16 protein-coding genes are annotated in these 15,644 nt (G+C 33.9%); 6 read left to right on the top strand and 10 right to left on the bottom strand.

All coding sequences use genetic code 11. The features are described from left to right. The first annotated feature begins 23 nt into the window (after nucleotides 1-23). Both PK35_RS12555 and PK35_RS12550 read left to right on the top strand, forming a co-directional pair. Nucleotides 24-1,310, top strand: coding sequence for a citrate synthase (locus PK35_RS12555; RefSeq protein ID WP_044626912.1), 1,287 nt, complete (start codon nucleotides 24-26; stop codon nucleotides 1,308-1,310). A gap of 68 nt (nucleotides 1,311-1,378) precedes the next feature. Next, nucleotides 1,379-2,293, top strand: a complete 915-nt coding sequence (locus tag PK35_RS12550) for a dimethylarginine dimethylaminohydrolase family protein (protein ID WP_044626911.1) — start codon at nucleotides 1,379-1,381, stop codon at nucleotides 2,291-2,293. A 6-nt stretch (nucleotides 2,294-2,299) separates the two neighbouring features. On the opposite strand, the gene PK35_RS12545 is transcribed toward PK35_RS12550, so the two are convergent. Continuing rightward, nucleotides 2,300-4,042: a M14 family metallopeptidase gene (locus PK35_RS12545; RefSeq protein ID WP_044626910.1), complete on the bottom strand. Its 1,743-nt coding sequence runs from the start codon at nucleotides 4,040-4,042 to the stop codon at nucleotides 2,300-2,302. Nucleotides 4,043-4,188: 146 nt separating this feature from the next. Between PK35_RS12545 and PK35_RS12540 the strand changes: the two genes are divergently transcribed. Both PK35_RS12540 and PK35_RS12535 read left to right on the top strand, forming a co-directional pair. After that, nucleotides 4,189-4,560, top strand: a complete 372-nt coding sequence (locus tag PK35_RS12540; protein WP_044626909.1) for a hypothetical protein — start codon at nucleotides 4,189-4,191, stop codon at nucleotides 4,558-4,560. A gap of 104 nt (nucleotides 4,561-4,664) precedes the next feature. After that, the gene (locus PK35_RS12535) at nucleotides 4,665-6,326 is read left to right on the top strand and encodes a SulP family inorganic anion transporter (RefSeq protein WP_044626908.1); all 1,662 of its coding nucleotides are present in this window, start codon (nucleotides 4,665-4,667) and stop codon (nucleotides 6,324-6,326) included. A gap of 6 nt (nucleotides 6,327-6,332) precedes the next feature. Here PK35_RS12535 and PK35_RS12530 read toward each other — a convergent pair whose 3' ends face one another. The 3 genes from PK35_RS12530 to PK35_RS12520 all read right to left on the bottom strand — a co-directional run bounded on the left by PK35_RS12530 (nucleotide 6,333) and on the right by PK35_RS12520 (nucleotide 8,359). Further along, nucleotides 6,333-6,842 carry a DUF6933 domain-containing protein gene (locus PK35_RS12530; RefSeq protein ID WP_044626907.1) on the bottom strand — a complete coding sequence of 170 codons (510 nt, stop codon included), beginning with the start codon at nucleotides 6,840-6,842 and terminating at the stop codon, nucleotides 6,333-6,335. A gap of 15 nt (nucleotides 6,843-6,857) precedes the next feature. Further along, the gene (gene coaD, locus PK35_RS12525; RefSeq protein ID WP_044626906.1) at nucleotides 6,858-7,313 is read right to left on the bottom strand and encodes a pantetheine-phosphate adenylyltransferase; all 456 of its coding nucleotides are present in this window, start codon (nucleotides 7,311-7,313) and stop codon (nucleotides 6,858-6,860) included. 71 nt (nucleotides 7,314-7,384) lie between these two features. Then, entirely contained in the window at nucleotides 7,385-8,359 is a 975-nt protein-coding gene (locus tag PK35_RS12520; RefSeq protein ID WP_044626905.1) for a D-alanine--D-alanine ligase, read from the bottom strand. 139 nt (nucleotides 8,360-8,498) lie between these two features. Here PK35_RS12520 and PK35_RS12515 point away from each other — a divergent pair, with 139 nt between their 5' ends. After that, nucleotides 8,499-9,056 (top strand): PASTA domain-containing protein, encoded by a 558-nt coding sequence (locus PK35_RS12515; protein WP_044626904.1) that lies wholly within the window; start codon nucleotides 8,499-8,501, stop codon nucleotides 9,054-9,056. 2 nt (nucleotides 9,057-9,058) lie between these two features. After that, on the top strand, nucleotides 9,059-10,108 hold the full coding sequence (locus tag PK35_RS12510; protein ID WP_044626903.1) for an RluA family pseudouridine synthase: 1,050 nt from the start codon (nucleotides 9,059-9,061) through the stop codon (nucleotides 10,106-10,108). On the opposite strand, the gene PK35_RS12505 is transcribed toward PK35_RS12510, so the two are convergent. The 6 genes from PK35_RS12505 to mreC all read right to left on the bottom strand — a co-directional run bounded on the left by PK35_RS12505 (nucleotide 10,105) and on the right by mreC (nucleotide 15,632). Then, on the bottom strand, nucleotides 10,105-10,320 hold the full coding sequence (locus PK35_RS12505; RefSeq protein ID WP_238320913.1) for a hypothetical protein: 216 nt from the start codon (nucleotides 10,318-10,320) through the stop codon (nucleotides 10,105-10,107). The genes PK35_RS12510 and PK35_RS12505 overlap by 4 nt on opposite strands. A 62-nt stretch (nucleotides 10,321-10,382) precedes the next feature. Beyond that, complete coding sequence (gene def, locus PK35_RS12500; protein WP_052825985.1) at nucleotides 10,383-11,012, bottom strand: peptide deformylase; 630 nt, start codon at nucleotides 11,010-11,012, stop codon at nucleotides 10,383-10,385. Nucleotides 11,013-11,109: 97 nt separating this feature from the next. Next, complete coding sequence (gene rodA, locus PK35_RS12495; RefSeq protein WP_044626901.1) at nucleotides 11,110-12,387, bottom strand: rod shape-determining protein RodA; 1,278 nt, start codon at nucleotides 12,385-12,387, stop codon at nucleotides 11,110-11,112. Continuing rightward, nucleotides 12,387-14,324, bottom strand: coding sequence for a penicillin-binding protein 2 (gene mrdA, locus PK35_RS12490; protein WP_044626900.1), 1,938 nt, complete (start codon nucleotides 14,322-14,324; stop codon nucleotides 12,387-12,389). Before mrdA ends, rodA begins: the two co-directional genes overlap by 1 nt. Next, entirely contained in the window at nucleotides 14,321-14,827 is a 507-nt protein-coding gene (locus PK35_RS12485) for a hypothetical protein (protein ID WP_044626899.1), read from the bottom strand. Before PK35_RS12485 ends, mrdA begins: the two co-directional genes overlap by 4 nt. Beyond that, complete coding sequence (mreC, locus tag PK35_RS12480; protein WP_044626898.1) at nucleotides 14,820-15,632, bottom strand: rod shape-determining protein MreC; 813 nt, start codon at nucleotides 15,630-15,632, stop codon at nucleotides 14,820-14,822. Before mreC ends, PK35_RS12485 begins: the two co-directional genes overlap by 8 nt. Nucleotides 15,633-15,644 lie beyond the last annotated feature (12 nt).

Genomic DNA, 15,644 nt, shown 5'->3' with positions numbered 1-15,644 from the left:
AACAAAAACTTATAACATTAAACATGGCAAATACTGCTACAATTGAAATAAACGGACAAAAGAATGAGTTCCCGTTATTTACAGGAACCGAGAATGAAGTTGCAATAGATATCTCAAAACTTAGAGGCGTAACAGGTGGTGTAACAACTATCGATCCTGGTTATAAAAATACAGGATCGTGTGTTAGTGGCATTACTTTTTTAGATGGTGAAAAGGGTATTTTAAGGTACAGAGGTTATAGCATAGAGGAATTAGCCGAAAAAGCCGATTTTTTAGAAGTAGCATATCTTTTAATTTTTGGAGACCTTCCAACGAGCAGTGAACTTGAAAAGTTTCATGCCGATATTAAAAAACACGCCGTAGTTGATGATGATGTTAAAAAGATTTTAGATGCCTTTCCAAAATCTGCACATCCAATGGGAGTTTTAGCATCTTTAACAAGTGCGTTAACAGCGTTTAATCCATCTTCTGTAAATGTAGATTCTGAAGAGGAAATGTACAATGCCATTGTTCGTATTTTAGGTAAATTCCCAATTTTAGTGGCTTGGACAATGCGCAAAAAAATGGGCTTACCTTTAGATTATGGTAGTTCGTCATTAGGTTACGTAGAAAACATTTTACAAATGATGTTTAAACGCCCTGATGAAGATTATAAACAAAATAAAATTTTAGTAAACGCTTTAGATAAATTGTTAATACTTCATGCCGATCATGAGCAAAACTGTTCTACGTCAACAGTACGAATTGTAGGCTCGTCGCATGCTGGGTTATTTGCATCTTTATCTGCTGGTATTTCGGCACTTTGGGGACCGCTTCATGGAGGTGCAAACCAAGCGGTTTTAGAAATGCTAGAAGCAATTAAGGCCGATGGTGGCGATACTAAAAAATATATGGGTAAAGCTAAAGATAAAGCCGATCCTTTCCGTTTGATGGGCTTTGGTCACCGTGTTTATAAAAACTTCGATCCAAGAGCGAGAATTATAAAAGTAGCTGCAGATGAAGTTTTAGGAGATTTAGGAGTACAAGATCCTATTTTAGATATTGCTAAAGGTTTAGAAAAAGAAGCTTTAGAAGACCAATATTTCGTAGATAGAAAATTATATCCAAACGTCGATTTTTACTCAGGAATTATTTACCGTGCTATGGGTATTCCTGTTGAAATGTTTACGGTTATGTTCGCCTTAGGACGTTTACCAGGTTGGATAGCGCAATGGAGAGAAATGCGTTTACGTAAAGAACCAATTGGTCGTCCAAGACAAGTTTATATTGGTGAAAACGAAAGAGCATTTAAAGCTGCAAGCGACAGATAGTTTTAAAATAAATATAAAATATAAAGCTTCATAAGTTAGTTCTTGTGAAGCTTTTTTATATTTACCACATGTTAAAACTCAACATTAAAAACGAAACGTCAAGGTTGCGTGCTGTAATTTTAGGAACAGCTATTAGTAACGGACCTGTGCCGAGTATTGATGACTGTTACGATCCTAAAAGTATTGAGCACGTAAAAGCTGGGACTTATCCCAAAGAAAGCGATATGGTTTTAGAAATGGAAGCCGTGGCTCAAGTTTTTAAAAAGTACAATGTTGAAGTATTTAGGCCAGTGGTTATTAAAAATTGTAACCAAATATTTTCTCGTGATATAGCTTTTGTTATTGATGATAAAATTATTCGCGCTAATATTTTACCCGATAGAGAAGAAGAGGTAAAAGCTATACAACATGTTTGGAATCAAATCGATCCTAAAAAGCGTATTGTTTTACCTGAAGCTTGCCATATTGAAGGCGGCGATGTAATGCCGTGGAACGATTACATTTTTATAGGAACATATACCGGAATCGATTACCCAGATTTTATAACGGCAAGAACCAATAAAGCGGCGGTTTTAGCCATACAGGAATTGTTTCCCAATAAAATTGTAAAGTCTTTCGAGCTTCGGAAATCGAATACTAATGCTAAAGAAAATGCATTGCATCTTGATTGTTGTTTTCAACCGCTAGGAAAAGGAAAAGCTATTATTCATAAAAATGGATTTTTAGTTGAAGAGGAGTATAACTGGTTGATAAATTTCTTTGGAAAAGACAACGTTTTTGAAATAACTAAAGACGAAATGTACAATATGAATAGTAATGTTTTTTCTATTTCTGAAGATGTTGTAATTTCAGAAAAAAACTTCACCAGATTAAACAATTGGTTACGCTCTGAAGGTTTTACTGTAGAAGAAGTACCTTACGCCGAAATAGCTAAACAAGAAGGTTTGCTACGATGCTCTACATTACCTTTAATTCGCGATTAAAAAGAATCAGTCTTTTAATATTCTAAATATAGGATATTGTAAATGCGCTTTTTCGTAATTCTCACTTTGTTTATGTAACCAATCTAGTTGCGCATACCAGTTATTGGCAAAAGCATCATCAAGTGCTTTTTTCTTATTAAATTCAGATTTTAGCTTGGGGTTATTTTTTAAAAGTTCTAATGCTTTGTCTTCCCAAACGTAGGGTGAAAACCCTTCTTTTTGTTGTAAAATGGTATCAAAAAAGTTCCAGTTAAAAAACGAATCTGGAGCTTGAGGTTCTAAGGTTTCTAATAAGTATCTAATAGCTTCTTGGTTTGTTTGTACAATGTAATCACCTTCAAAAAATGTTATCTCTTTTTGTACTGATTCTATTTGCGTGTTATAGTGTTGGTAGTGGCCTTCGTATGGCGATTGTCGTGTTTCAAACGCTTCAATTTTGTAAGTTTCAACCGTAATTATAGTATCTTTTTTTAATGTTTGTAAACTTACATCATTTAGTTTCAACAAATCGATTATGCGGTGCCAGCCTTGGGGAATTACATAAGCTTTAGGTATAGTAACTTGAACACTTGGTGTAAAATAATTACTGTAAACAACCGGTTTAGTAAAAGGTTTGTTTCTATTGTATTTTAATCTGTTTAGCCCTGTTACTTCACTTGTTATTGTTTCACCTTCAAACCCTTTAAAATTAAAAATAGTGTTTTTAGTGGTATCCGCTTTCCAATCTAAGGGGTACGTTTTTAAATTTAACGTTTCAGTTAAAGCATTCTTCCTTAATGTAGCAATTACTTCGTGATGTTCTTCGGTAATCTCAATCATACTCTTCATAAGTTCATAAGTACCTTCAACACGTTGTTTGTATGGTTTTAGCATGTGCGTTTCAACCATCATTCCTAAGGTGTTAAATAGCGTAGTGTAACCAGTTGAATAGCGCGGATAGTCCATAAATTGAGAAAACCCGCTTTCAGGAACACGATTAAAAACATTAACATAAGGTGTGATGTCCCATTGTTTTTTAGCTAGATTTTGCTCTAACTTGGGCATCATGGTATTGTGGATAAACTTGCCCAAACTACCATTAAGTTTATTGTGTTGCGTAAACAAATGAGTGAGCGTGTATTGGTAATCGGCGCCATTACTTACGTGGTTATCTATAAAAACATCAGGTTTTATTTTATGGTAAATTTTAGCAAAGGTTTTAGCGTTTTTAGTATCGTTTTTAATAAAGTCCCGATTTAAATCGTAATTTCTAGCATTTCCTCTAAAACCATATGCTTTAGGTCCGTTTTGATTTGTTCGCGAAGTCGAGTTTCGGTTTAAACTACCACCAATATTATAAATAGGAATGGTAACTAAAACGGTGTTTTTGGGCGCTACAATTTTACCTTCTGCAATATCTCTAAAAAGCATCATAGTGGCATCTATACCGTCTGGTTCGCCAGGGTGAATGCCATTATTAATCAATAAAATGCTTTTATTATTTTGTTTTATGTTTTTAAAATCGAATTTTTTTTCAGGGTTAAGGGTTACATAATGCAAAGGTTTTCCAGAATCTGTTTCACCAATACTATCTATTGATATTTCGGGGTAAACGTGCGCCAAATTTTTATAAAACAAAATGGTCTCGTTGTAAGTTGCTGTTTCTAAGCCGTTACTTTTTTCAAAATGAGTTTTAAAGTTGAAACTGTTTTTTGTTTTAGATGGTGAACAAGCAAAACAACATAGTAACAATAGAAGCAGAGATCTCATAAATTCAATTTTTATAGAAAGCTACAATTAAAAAGAATAATGGTAATAATATTGAAAATAAAATATTTTGATTAAATTCGTTCGGTTCGATTAGTTTAAAACTAAGCAACAATTAAACTATTTAATATTCTCTCAATTAAATTTTAATGAAGAAAACTTTCAAGCTCTCATTTGGTGTTATTAAAATTTTATACCCTAATTTGGCTGAGGTGATTGTAAATGAAGGCATTATTATGAATGAAATTATGGTAGACGAATACCACGATTTTTTACTAACTAATTTAGAAACACCTTTTAATCTTATTATTAATAAACAAAATTCCTATTCTTATACCTATGGTGCTCAAAAATCTATTGCCGATTTAAAAGAAATTAATGCGATGGCAGTTGTGGTGGCAACCTCGGGAAGTTTACTCTCTACCGAAACGTTAATGGGTGTAAACGAACATAAAAAATGGAATCTTAAAATTTTTAGAACTAGGGAGGAAGCGCTTGAATGGTTGCTTAATTTGAATTAATATTCATTTTTCAAACGTTATAGTTTAAATCTTACTCAATTAACTTTTACTTGGTTTGCACGCCTGCATTTTAAACGTAAATTTGTAGCATCAAACCATGAGTTATGACAAATTTTTTCAGAAAGCAGCGTCCAAATGTTAAAAATGATATTTTAAGTGGTGTTACGGTTTCTTTAGCGATGATTCCAGAGGTTGTTGCCTTTGCTTTTGTAGCGCAAATCGATCCGTTAATGGCGTTATCTGGAGCATTTATTATTGGGTTAATAACTGCTATTTTTGGTGGGCGTCCTGGATTAATTTCAGGTGCAGCAGGAGCTGTGGCCGTTATTTTTGTACATATGATTGCCGAAGGACATACCAAAGGTATGCTCATGGATACACCCATAGAAAACATGGGTTTCTTCTATTTAATGGCCTGTGTTATTCTTATGGGAATCATTCAAATTTTGGCGGGTGTTTTAAAACTAGGGCGTTTTGTACGTTTAATTCCACATCCCGTAATGATGGGGTTTGTTAATGGCTTGTCTATCGTTATTTTTATGGCCCAGGTAAAAATGTTTTCGCATAAAACATTACAAGTATCTGATGCAGGTGTAAAAGAATATGCGAGTCATTATATGCAAGGCACCGAGTTATATACCATGATTGGTCTTGTGCTTTTAACGATGGGAATTATTTGGGGTTTACCAAAACTAACCAAGAAGTTACCTGCCGCCTTAACGGCAATAATTGTAACCTCGTTAGTTGTAGTTGGGTTTAATTTAGATGTATCTACTGTTGGTTCTTACATTATTGAAGGCGGCGGAACAGGTTTAAAAGGTGAATTCCCAACACCAAATATTGAGCTATGGCAGAATTTACCAATTAATTTAGATACGTTAAAGTTTATTGCGTTACCGGCATTTTTAGCCGCTTCGGTTGGACTTATTGAAACGTTAATGACCATGAATTTAGTGGATGAGATTACCGAAACCCGCGGAAACGGAAATCGCGAATGTGTCGCCCAAGGAGCAGGAAATATAGTGTCTGGTTTGTTTGGTGGAACTGGTGGTTGTGGTATGATTGGGCAAACTGTAATTAATATTAACGCAGGAGGCCGTGGCAGATTATCGGGTATTATGATGGCAGTTACGTTACTTTCATTTATTCTTTTTGCAGATAAACTTATCGAAATGGTGCCAATTGCTGCTTTAGTTGGTGTTATGTTTATGATGGTTATTGAAACCTTTGCGTGGTCTAGTTTTAGGATTTTAAAGAAAATACCAATTTCAGATGCTGTAGTTTTAATCACAGTATCTTTAGTTACTGTTTTTGTAGATTTAGCCGTAGCAGTTTTTGTTGGAGTTATTATTTCGGCTTTAGCATTTGCATGGGAAAATGCCAAACGTATTCGAGCACGAAAGCGTATGCGAGAAGATGGTACTAAAGTTTACGAAATTTGGGGGCCATTATTCTTCGGATCAATTCAAGCATTTAACGAAAAGTTTGATGTAAAAAATGATCCTGATAAAGTTGAAATCGATTTTGTTGAATCGCGTGTAAGTGATCATTCAGCTATTGAAGCCATTTTTAATTTAGTTGAAAAATACGAAGCTGCTGGTAAAAAAATTAAGCTGAAGCATTTAAGTGAAGACTGTAAAGTACTACTGTATAAATCAAGTCCAAAATTTAAGGAGGTTATAATAGAAGATGTAGACGATCCTCGCTACCACTTAGCGGCAAACCCAGAGCGTTTCCCTAAACCTTTATCGCATTACGAGTTGTAATCGGTTTTATTGAATGCTAATTAATAGTGCTTTCATCGCTTCTTGAGGCGTTTTCCAATGTAATTGTTTAAACGGTTCTAAGTTTAATTTTTGAGCCATTTCATGAATAACTATATTATTGAACGTGGCGTAATCATATTTTAGGTAGTTCAATTTTCCAATGTAATGATTTAATATTCCTATAAGCCTTCGATTATTATTTGTAGGGTGAAAATGTGTTTTACCAACAAGATCAATAACGGTATCTAAATCTATATCGTAGCCTTCAATAAGAAATTGGTTATACAAATTTTGAATTAACAAAGCATTTAAATTATTTCTGTCTTTGACTAAAAACTTGGGTATAATTACAGTGTAAAACGTTTTAGAATTTACAAAGACAAGACATTTTTTCTTCGCTATACTTAAATAAGAAGCGTACCAATCTCCGAAATCACGCTCGATGTGTAAGCTGTTTTCTGTAATTATGGGTTGTAGAAGTTTTTCTAGCTTTTTACTCGCGAAAATATGTGTCATTAAGAAATGTATAAACTACTTTACTCTTACACTATCAGGAACCAACAATGTGTAATCACCATTATTTCTAATAACATCGCGTACAATGGAAGATGAAATATAAGATGTGCGTGAGGCAGTTAATAAAAACACTGTTTCAATTTCCGAAAGGCTTCGGTTGGTGTGTGCAATGGCTTTTTCAAACTCAAAATCCGCAGGATTACGTAAACCACGTAAAATAAATTCGGCTTCCATTTCTTTACAATAATCAACAGTTAAGCCTTTATATGTGGTGACTTTTATTTTGGGTTCATCTTTAAAAGCCTCTTCAATAAAGCGTTTACGTTCTTCTAAAGAAAACATATATTTTTTATCGGCATTTATGCCAATAGCAACAATAACTTCATCAAAAAGGGTAACACCTCGCGTTATAATATCGTGGTGTCCTAAAGTTAGTGGATCGAAGGATCCTGGGAAAATGGCTCGTTTCATATTTCTGCGAATTTCTAACTTAATAGAAATGTTAGTTTTTCAATGTGTTATTTTTCTAAACTCTAAGTCTCTTATTTAAGCGCTTCTTCAATAGCATTATTAAATAAATCACACATACTTATGCCTGCTGCAGCTGCTTGTTGCGGTAAAATGCTAGCTTTTGTTAATCCAGGAATAGTGTTCATTTCTAGCAAATAAGGCTCATCACCTTTAAAAATATATTCGCTTCGGCTGAAACCTTTCATTTTTAACACTTCATATACTTTTTTGGCAACGGCAGTTACATTGTTCTCCTGTGTTTTTGTTAAGCGTGCAGGCGTTATCTCCTGTGATTTCCCCAAATATTTGGCTTCATAATCAAAGAAATCATTTTCACTAACAATTTCTGTAATAGGTAGTACTTTAGTTTCACCTTTATACGTAATCACGCCAATGGAAACTTCGGTGCCATCTAAAAACGATTCAATTATAATTTCATCATCTTCTTTAAAAGCGAAATCAATAGCATGTTGTAAGTCTTCTTGTTTGTGCACTTTTGTAACACCAAAACTGCTTCCTGCTTTGTTCGCCTTTACAAAACAAGGCAAACCTACTTTGTTTATAATAGCATTTTCATTAACAGTATCGCCAAGATTTAAGTAAAACGATTCGGCTGTTTTTATACCATAAGGTTTTAAAATACTTAAAAAATCACGTTTATTAAAGGTAATTCCGGCTTGGTACATGTTGCAACTAGTATGCGGAATACCTAACAATTCGAAGTAGCCTTGCATGTAGCCATCTTCACCTGGTGCACCATGAATGGCGTTAAAAACACAATCGAAGTTTATCTTGTTATCATCAACAGTAACCGAAAAATCGTGCTTATTTACAGGGTGTTCGTTATCTTCATCATCAACATAAACCCATTTGTCTTTAAAAATGTGAATGCGATAGGCGTTGTACTTTGCGTTATCTAAAACTTCGTAAACTACATTTCCACTTGTTAAAGAAATTTGATATTCACTGGAATATCCACCCATTATTATGGCTATATTTTTTTTCATTTAAGCATTTATAGTTAAGTATTGGTCTAAAACTTATAATAAAACGTATGTAATATTAGTTATAGCTAAAATATCATATAAATTGCAAAAGAAAAAACAGTTCTGTTTTTATATATTTGCCTAACAGAAAATTCTATAAATGAGCCTTGTAAAATTCCTTTTCAGTAAAACTTTTTTAAAGCAAATAGCACTAGCAATACTTGTAATTGTGGTGCTTTGTTTTATTTTATTAAAGTGGTTAAATGTATCTACAAATCACGGTAATTTTGAAACGGTTCCCGATTTAAAAGGAAAATCAATAAGTGTGGCTCAAGTGGAATTAGAAGATAATAATTTGGTGATGCAAATTCAAGATTCGGCCAATTACAATCCAGATTACCCGAAGTTTTCAGTCATTGAGCAAGACCCAATCGCTGGGGCAAAAGTTAAAGAAGATCGTAAAATTTACATCACATTAAATCCGTCAGGATACCGAAAAATAAGAGTTCCAGATGGATTAATCGATAAAACATTCCGACAAGTAAAACCAACACTTGAAGCTTTAGGTTTTAAAATTGGAGACATTAGTTATGTAGATAATTTAGGAAAGGATATGGTTTTAAAATTATCGCATAAAGGAAAACCTTTGGAAGCTGGTGAAAAGCTTGCGAAAACTTCGGTGATAGACCTAGTACTTGGTAACGGAAACAGACCATAATAATGGAGCATACTGTTGAAAATTTTTCTGAAGAAGACGATAACGATTTATACGAACACCACGCTTTTGTGGTGGAAAAGGGGCAAAAACCACTTCGAATTGATAAGTATTTAATGAATTTTGTTGAAAACGCTACACGCAATAAAATTCAGAATGCTGCCAAAAATGGAAGCATTTACGTAAACGGAACACCTGTAAAACAGAACTACAAAGTAAAACCGTTGGATAATATTCGGGTGTTATTTACACATCCGCCGCACGAACAATTATTGGTTGGTGAAGCTATTGATATTGATGTGGTTTATGAAGATGATAGCTTGCTTGTAGTGAATAAACCTGCGGGTATGGTGGTGCATCCTGGTCATGGAAATTACTCAGGAACACTTATAAATGCCTTAATTTATCGTTTTGATAATTTGCCTAATAATTCCAGTGATCGTCCTGGTTTGGTACACCGAATTGATAAAGATACAAGCGGACTTCTAGTAGTTGCCAAAACCGAACAAGCTATGGCGCATTTATCGCTGCAGTTTGCTGAAAAGACGAGTGAACGCGAATATGTGGCTTTAGTTTGGGGTAATGTTGAAGAAGATGAAGGTACTGTTGAAGGTAATATTGGTAGACACCCGAAAAACCGATTACAAAACACCGTTTTTTTTGGTGAAGAAGCCGATAAAGGCAAACCTGCCGTAACGCATTATAAAGTTTTAGAGCGTTTAGGATATGTTACTTTAGTGTCTTGTAAACTTGAAACAGGGCGTACGCATCAAATTCGTGTGCACATGAAGCATATTGGGCACACGCTATTTAATGACGAACGATATGGTGGCGAAAAAATACTTAAAGGCACTACGTTTACTAAATACAAACAGTTTGTAGAAAATTGTTTTAAAGTATTGCCAAGGCAAGCGCTACACGCCAAAACCTTAGGGTTTGAGCATCCAAAAACAGGCGAATTTTTACGTTTTAATACCGAAATACCTGAAGATATTGCTAATTGTATCGAGAAATGGCGTGGTTACGCCAAACATCAAGAGTTGAGTGAGGATTAACTTCCTGCGAGTGGCGACCCAAAAATTCCAACAGCAAGTTCTATCCAAATCAAGATTATAGCGCTTATAATAATGACACTTAAAAGAAGGCGTTGTGTTTTACTTTTAAAGGTGTTTAGTATAAAACTAATGGTAAAAACGGTTCCGTAAAGTAAAACGGCAGCTACTAAAAAATCAAAAAAACTCCAGTTTACTTCTCTTGAAAATAACATTGTAATTAATGGTATCAACAAAATGCATGTTGCAATGGGTAATCCTATTTTTAGAGTTTTTTTTATGGATTTTTATCGTTTTTAAAATCTTTTTCTAAATGATCCAAATATAGAATACCGTTTAAATGATCGATTTCATGCTGAAAAATTACGGCGGTAAAATCTTTTATAGTTTCAGCTTTATGTTCACCTTCCATGGTGTCGTATTCAATATCTATAATTTGTGATCTGCTGTTTAAAGTTTCACGGCGATCGGGTATAGATAAACAACCTTCGGTAACGGTTTGTTTTTCCTTAGAATAACCAACAATTTTAGGGTTTAAATATACTTCAAAAGGTAAATTTTCTTTATCTAATCGTTGTACCCAAATAATATTTTTTAACACACCTACTTGCGGTGCGGCAATACCAACACCCAATGAAGCACTATCTGTAACAGTAGCATAAAGACGTTTTACAAAAAGTTGTAAGGCTGCATTTTTAGGTTCGGGATTAATGTATTTACTTTTTTTACGAAGAGGTAGCGAATCAGATTTTTCGGTTATTTTATATACGCGCATTGGCGTCCTGCTGTCGCCAGCATTAATCAGTTTTAACTCTTTGTTAGTAAAGGCATTTTTAACAGAGCTTTTAGCAATAGAGCAGGATGCCAAAAGAAATATTAAAAATATAGACGCATAAGTAGTTTTCATAAATAGGGACATTAAGCAATTAATCCTCAAATTGAATTCAAGAGGTATTAAAAGGAATTTTTTAAAATTAATCTTGATTATCGAGTAAATAGTATTTTTACCATTCGTTTATTCTATTAGAATCTAATTTAATAAAAATAAACAACAAAATGGTAAAAGCCCAAAGCCCAGAACCACCATAGCTAAACATAGGCAACGGAATACCAATGGTTGGAATAAGTCCCATAACCATGCCAATATTTACAAAAAAGTGAATAAAAATAATGGCAGCAACACTATAACCATATACGCGACTAAATTGCGATTTTTGAAGTTCGGCGAGGTGTAAAATTCTAAGTAATAGTAATACAAAGGTAATTACCACAAAGGCGCAACCTATAAAACCCCATTCTTCGCCAACGGTACTAAAAATATAATCGGTGTGCTGTTCGGGTACAAACTTTCCTGTGGTTCGTGTGCCTTCTAAAAAGCCTTTTCCTGTAAAACCTCCAGAGCTAATAGCTTTTTCCGATTCGTTGAGGTTGTAAGCGAAAGTTTTTTTCATGGCTTCAAGTTTGGCAGGATCTTTTTCCAATCGAAGCCATAAACTAATGCGATCTTGTTGGTGTGGTTGTAAAATACTTTGGTAGAAGAATTTTACAACAAACGAAATGGCAATAGCTGCAATAACTATAAAAACAGATTGATAAATTCTGAAGGGTTTTTTTCTGAAATAATGCATTGCAACTACAACAACTAAAGCTACCATTGAGGCTGCAATAAATCCGAATTTTAATGATAAAATAGCTAAAATTATTGCAGAAAATGCGGTAATTAAATACGCTTTTGGTAAGCCTTCGCGAAATAAAACATAAATAAACGCACCATAAACAATGGTACTTCCCGTATCGTTTTGAAGTAATACCAAAACTGCTGGAATACCAATAATAGCGAAGGTGCGTAGTTGGTCTTTAAAGGTTTTTATATTGGTGTTTAAATCACTTAAATGTTTAGCCACAGCTAAAGCCGCTGCACTTTTGGCAAATTCGCTAGGTTGAATAGTAAAACTACCAATGCCATACCACGATGTAGCACCATTTACGTTTTTACCAAAAATAAAAAGGCCAACTAAACTTAGCATAGAAATGATGTAAATAATACTAGCAAAACGCTCATAAAATTTAGCATCGATTGCTAAAACTAGAACAATGAGTATGAGGTTTAGAAAAATAAAAACAAGTTGTTTACCGTAGGGTTGACTTAAATCGAAATAATTTATATCTGTACCAACATGAGAAGCCGATAAAATATTTAGCCAACCAAAACCAACTAAAAGAAAGAAAAGAAAAATAGTAATCCAATCGAATTTAAAATGCCTGTTAGTATCTCTAACCATTAATCTTCTGTGTTATTTAATTGATTTAGTTTTTGTTTTAGTAGCGAATAGGTTTTTTCATCGACGGTTTGCAAGGTCGTGTAACCATTAATTTTAAAAGGCTCGCCCGAATATGGTTTTGCGTATTCATCCTCAAGGGTGTGGCGTAGTAGCCAATCTTCTAAATCGGTTCTAGTGATTTCACCTTTAATATGTTTTTCAATCATTAAACTGGCTACTTTACCTGCAAAGCGGCTTCCCCAATAACCATTTTCAACAAAAACAGCAATGGCAATTTTAGGGTTTTCTTTTGGTGCAAAAGCCACAAAAATGGAGTGATCAGTAAGCTGTGTTTTTACACTGTCTATTTTTATAAAATTTTCAACTGTACCTGTTTTTCCACAAATATCAATATCTTTTACACGTAATGATGATGCTGTTCCTTTCTCGTATACCGCAAGCATACCATCAATTACGGGTTCAAAATGTTCTCGATTTATGGTTGTAAACTTTGGTTTTGCGAAATTTTCAGGAAGCGTTTCTCCTTCAATATGTTTTATAATATGTGGCGTATAAAAGTAACCTCGATTTGCAATTGCTGCAGCCATATTTGCTAGCTGAATAGGAGTAGTAGCAACTTCGCCTTGGCCTATGGCATTTGAAATAGTGTAAGTGGAGTAGAAGGTTTTTGGATAAATGTGTTTGTAGTAATCGCGGTCTGGAATACGTCCTTTTTGCCCAACAAATAAATCGTTATTTAAAAAATTACCTAATCCAAAACTTTTTGCATGTTTGCTCCAAACATCAATACCGTCGGAAGCACTACCGTTTTTATCTAAAATTTTACGGTAAGCTGTAGCAAAATAAGCGTTGCATGAACGTTGTATGCCTGAAACCATATCATTTCGCGTGCCATAATTACAATGGCATTTCATAAAACGGTTGCCGTACTTGTAACCACGATAACAGGTAACGTGTTCGTTTTCGTCCATGACGCCTTCTTGAAGAGCGATTAAAGCGTTCATTAATTTAAACGGAGAACCTGGTTCATATACACCTTGTAAGCTTCGGTTAAAAAGTGGTTTTGCAATAGTATCGTTGTATAGTTTTGTAAAGTTTTTAGAACGGTTTCGGCCAACTAAAATATTAGGATCGTAGGTTGGCGCTGCTACCATGGCCAGAATTTCTCCTGTTTTAGGTTCTAAAGCAATAACGCCACCGCGTTTGTTTTTCATTAATAATTCACCATAGGCTTGTAAATGGGCATCAATGGTTATGGTAATGTCTTTGCCTTGTTCGGGGATGGTATCAAATTTTCCATCTTTATAAGGGCCAATATTGCGGTTAAATCTGTCTTTTTGTATAAATTTAATACCCTTAACGCCTCTTAAAATATCTTCATAAGAAGCTTCAACACCTTGTTTACCTATTAAATCGCCCATTCTGTAATATGGGTTTTTATTTATGGTGGCGTAGTTTACTTCGCCAATATCGCCTAAAACGTTAGCGCCAATTGTGGTTTGGTAATCACGTAGGGAGCGTTTTTGAATATAAAAACCTTCAAATTTTCGCATTTTTTCCTGTAAAACCGCATAATCTTCTTTAGATAGCTGAGGTACAAAAGGCGATGGTAATCGAGGAGAATAATGATAAGCTTTATCGTATTTTTTTACGAAGTCTTCTTTAGTAATTTTTAAAAGCTTACAAAATTCTAAAGTATCTAATGGTTTTACTTCACGCGGAATAACCATAACATCATAAGTGGGTTGGTTGGCAACAAGTAGTTTGCCATTGCGGTCGTAAACAAAGCCTCGTTTTGGGTAATCGTAAACTTTTCTAATGGCATTGTCTTCAAATAAATTATTCGCATCGGTTTTATAAATTTGAAGATAAAAAAGCCTAGAAATGAATAAGATGCCAACGCTAATTACAGAAATAAAAAGTAATAGTTGTCTCATCGCGTTTTTCTGCTAAAAACTATAGTTATTGATAAGCTAATTAATATAGTAAATATACTAGAGAATAACGTTTTTTGAAGGATTAAAATTATTTTACTCATGTTAAAAACTTCTAAACTAAACAGAATAAGATGATGTATCGCCGTTAAAATGGTGAAATACATGAGTTTTGAGCCAAAATCGACAGCGTTAAATTTAACCGTTTGGTGTTCATAAATGGTTCCGAAAGCGAATTTTAAAATTACAGGGCGTGCATATGCAATACAAACCGATGCACCAGCATGAATGCCTCCTGTGTCTAAAAATAAATCGATACTTAAACCGAGCAGAAAACTTATAAAAATTAATACTAAGCGATTATTTTTTACAGGAAATAAGGCAATAAATAGGATATATGGATATGGGTTAATATATCCTAAAAAATTAACATGATTAAATATTAGAACTTGTACAAGAACCAAAGCGAAAAAATGAACGGTATATATTGAGAATAAGTTATTCATCTTCTAGGTTAGTAATTTCTTGTTTATTTACGTTTTCTATGATGTAAACATGCTCTAAATTGGTCATGTCGTTAAATAGTTTTACATCAATTTCATAATAATTTTCGGCGGCGTCAAGCTGAAAACTTTTTATAATACCAACACCTATATTTTTAGGAAAAATTGAAGATCGTCCAGAGGTAATTATGGTGTCTCCAACTTTAACTTTGGCTACTTTTGGAATATCGGTAAGTTGAACGAAATCAGGAGACTTAGCATTCCAGGAAAGCGTTCCAAAATGATTCGATTTTTTTAACTGCGCACTAATTCTGCTTGTAGTATTTAAAACCGATAAAACCGTGGCGAAGTTGTTGCTTGTTTTGTCGATAATACCAATTATTCCTTTTGATGAAATAACCCCAAAATCTTGTTTTATGCTATCGTTTTTACCTTTGTTAATGGTTAGGATATTATCTGATAGCGAGTAACTGTTTTTGATAATATTAGCATTGTAAAAGGTATACGATTTGTTAAACGATGTAGAATCGATATAAACAGAATCGGTAGAAATTCTTGCATTACTAAGAAGCGAACGCAAACGACGATTTTCTTCGGCAAGTAATTGGTTTTGCGATTTTAAATTAAAATAGCGGCTAATGTTGTTAGCAGAATTGTAAACGCCACCAGTTAAAAAATTAGCCGAATTTATAAACTTACTTTTATGGTAAGAGTGCGATTGAATAGTAAAAACTAGCGAGATACAAAACAACAAAAAGAACAGCAAAAAGTTTTTGTTCCTAATTATGAAATTAATTATTTGTTGCATGAACTACCTGCG

This window comes from Neotamlana nanhaiensis, assembly GCF_000943555.1.
In the GTDB taxonomy this organism is placed as follows: Bacteria; Bacteroidota; Bacteroidia; order Flavobacteriales; family Flavobacteriaceae; genus Neotamlana; species Neotamlana nanhaiensis.
Note: the sequence above shows the minus strand (reverse complement) of the source record. Positions and strands in the feature narration are given on the sequence as shown.

What these genes read in the sequence shown, in the direction of transcription:
- PK35_RS12530 (WP_044626907.1), bottom strand. Translation starts at nt 6,842, where the DNA reads ATGACACATATTTTCGCGAGTAAAAAGCTAGAAAAACTTCTACAACCC.
- PK35_RS12515 (WP_044626904.1), top strand. Translation starts at nt 8,499, where the DNA reads ATGAGCCTTGTAAAATTCCTTTTCAGTAAAACTTTTTTAAAGCAAATA.
- mrdA (WP_044626900.1), bottom strand. Translation starts at nt 14,324, where the DNA reads ATGAGACAACTATTACTTTTTATTTCTGTAATTAGCGTTGGCATCTTA.
- PK35_RS12510 (WP_044626903.1), top strand. Translation starts at nt 9,059, where the DNA reads ATGGAGCATACTGTTGAAAATTTTTCTGAAGAAGACGATAACGATTTA.
- PK35_RS12485 (WP_044626899.1), bottom strand. Translation starts at nt 14,827, where the DNA reads ATGAATAACTTATTCTCAATATATACCGTTCATTTTTTCGCTTTGGTT.
- coaD (WP_044626906.1), bottom strand. Translation starts at nt 7,313, where the DNA reads ATGAAACGAGCCATTTTCCCAGGATCCTTCGATCCACTAACTTTAGGA.
- PK35_RS12535 (WP_044626908.1), top strand. Translation starts at nt 4,665, where the DNA reads ATGACAAATTTTTTCAGAAAGCAGCGTCCAAATGTTAAAAATGATATT.
- rodA (WP_044626901.1), bottom strand. Translation starts at nt 12,387, where the DNA reads ATGGTTAGAGATACTAACAGGCATTTTAAATTCGATTGGATTACTATT.
- PK35_RS12550 (WP_044626911.1), top strand. Translation starts at nt 1,379, where the DNA reads ATGTTAAAACTCAACATTAAAAACGAAACGTCAAGGTTGCGTGCTGTA.
- mreC (WP_044626898.1), bottom strand. Translation starts at nt 15,632, where the DNA reads ATGCAACAAATAATTAATTTCATAATTAGGAACAAAAACTTTTTGCTG.
- PK35_RS12520 (WP_044626905.1), bottom strand. Translation starts at nt 8,359, where the DNA reads ATGAAAAAAAATATAGCCATAATAATGGGTGGATATTCCAGTGAATAT.
- PK35_RS12540 (WP_044626909.1), top strand. Translation starts at nt 4,189, where the DNA reads ATGAAGAAAACTTTCAAGCTCTCATTTGGTGTTATTAAAATTTTATAC.
- PK35_RS12555 (WP_044626912.1), top strand. Translation starts at nt 24, where the DNA reads ATGGCAAATACTGCTACAATTGAAATAAACGGACAAAAGAATGAGTTC.
- PK35_RS12545 (WP_044626910.1), bottom strand. Translation starts at nt 4,042, where the DNA reads ATGAGATCTCTGCTTCTATTGTTACTATGTTGTTTTGCTTGTTCACCA.
- def (WP_052825985.1), bottom strand. Translation starts at nt 11,012, where the DNA reads ATGAAAACTACTTATGCGTCTATATTTTTAATATTTCTTTTGGCATCC.
- PK35_RS12505 (WP_238320913.1), bottom strand. Translation starts at nt 10,320, where the DNA reads ATGTTATTTTCAAGAGAAGTAAACTGGAGTTTTTTTGATTTTTTAGTA.